At 62.8% G+C, this 1,401-nt stretch carries 1 protein-coding gene; it reads right to left on the bottom strand.

The window, feature by feature from the left end; all coding sequences use genetic code 11:
* Positions 1-147: 147 nt before the first annotated feature.
* Positions 148-1,401, bottom strand: a 1,254-nt coding sequence (locus tag EOA79_RS32035) for a site-specific integrase (RefSeq protein ID WP_128293686.1), incomplete at its 5' end; no start/stop codon positions are given.

Genomic DNA, 1,401 nt, shown 5'->3' with positions numbered 1-1,401 from the left:
CGGTGAAGTAGCTCCCGATAGGCAAGGCAAAGCGCGTCCATTAGCCGACAATCATTCGATTGCGGCGGTAGTCAGAGGGATCAACCGCGAAGACTTCGGCGAGCGGCAGGAATGTTTCGGGGTCGAACGGCGACTGCGCAGACCGGTTCATGCAACTGCCTTCGCTCGCTGAGGTTCGATGTTGCCGTTGCCTGCAATGATGCCGGCAAGCCGATCGGCCCAAAGCTCCAAGGCGTCCCGTTTCTCGCTCATATAGTCGTAGCGCGCATATACCCGCGACGTGACCGTACTCTTGGTCGCCGAAACGTGGTTCAACACATGCCCGACGATGAACGGCGAAATGCCGATTTCTTCCATGCCCGTCGCAGCAGATCGCCGAAGGTCATGCGGCGTCCACGGTGCAATGCCCATGATCGTTGCCACGCCGCGCTTGCTGATCTCTTCTCGCTTCACTGCCTTCGGGACAGATGCGCCGGTGACGGCTGCACGGGCGCCCGGTCCAGGAAAAACGAAAGGCGGCACCGCCCTGCCCTTGCGCTCCGACAGCGCCTTCACGTCTGCGATCTGATCGCCGATGATCCGGATTGCCATTTCGCACAGCGGGACAACATGGTCGCGGCCGTTCTTCGCCCGCCTGGCTGGTATCGTCCAAAGGCCGCGTGTCAAGTCCAGTTCGCCGTGCTCCATGCCGGCGATCTCGCCAACACGCTGTCCGGTAACCAGGCACAGGCGCAGAATGCGGCGGGTGCTTTCCCGCATGTCAGCTTCGGGCAAGGCTGCCCACATCGTCTTGATCTCGTCGGCCGTCACCACGCGGTCGCGTTCGACCGTTTCGGTCGGCCTCGCCATACCTTCGGTCAAGTTGCTGTCCAGATCGCCACGACCGCGCCCCCATCGGATCATGGCGCGAATGTCCTCGAACACCCGGTTTGCCTCGACGGCCGCGCCCCGGTCCTTCACCGCGTCGATCGCCTTGGTGATGTCGCGACGATGCAGGTCCGCGAGCTTCACCTCGCCGATGCAGCCAGATGATGCCTTCTCGACCTTCTTTCCGTCAGCGTCATAGCCGGACACATTCTTGCGCAGCCGGCGCGCGATCTCATCGACCGACCGCCGCGATGATGCCCGGCGGGTGAGATAGCTCTCGACCAAATCAGAGACGGTCATCGAGGCGGCGTGCGCCTTCTTGGCGGCCACAGGGTCGCCGCCCTCTTGCACGCTTGCACGAGTGTCCTTGGCCTTCTGGCGAGCGCCCTTGTCCGTGCCGAGCGGTGTCTCGGGATAGGTGCCGAGCTTCAACCATTGCCGCTTGTCGGGCGGCCCGTAAACCGCGAACCAGGTCTTTTGCCCACCCGCCGAGACGCGCAGCACAAGACCTTTGACGGTCGTATCGAAATAGTC

Origin of the sequence: Mesorhizobium sp. M1A.F.Ca.IN.020.03.2.1, from assembly GCF_004023205.1 — a bacterium.
Taxonomy (GTDB): Bacteria; Pseudomonadota; Alphaproteobacteria; order Rhizobiales; family Rhizobiaceae; genus Mesorhizobium.
The sequence above is the reverse complement of the archived record's forward strand: the minus strand, read 5'-3'. Positions and strand labels throughout refer to the sequence as shown.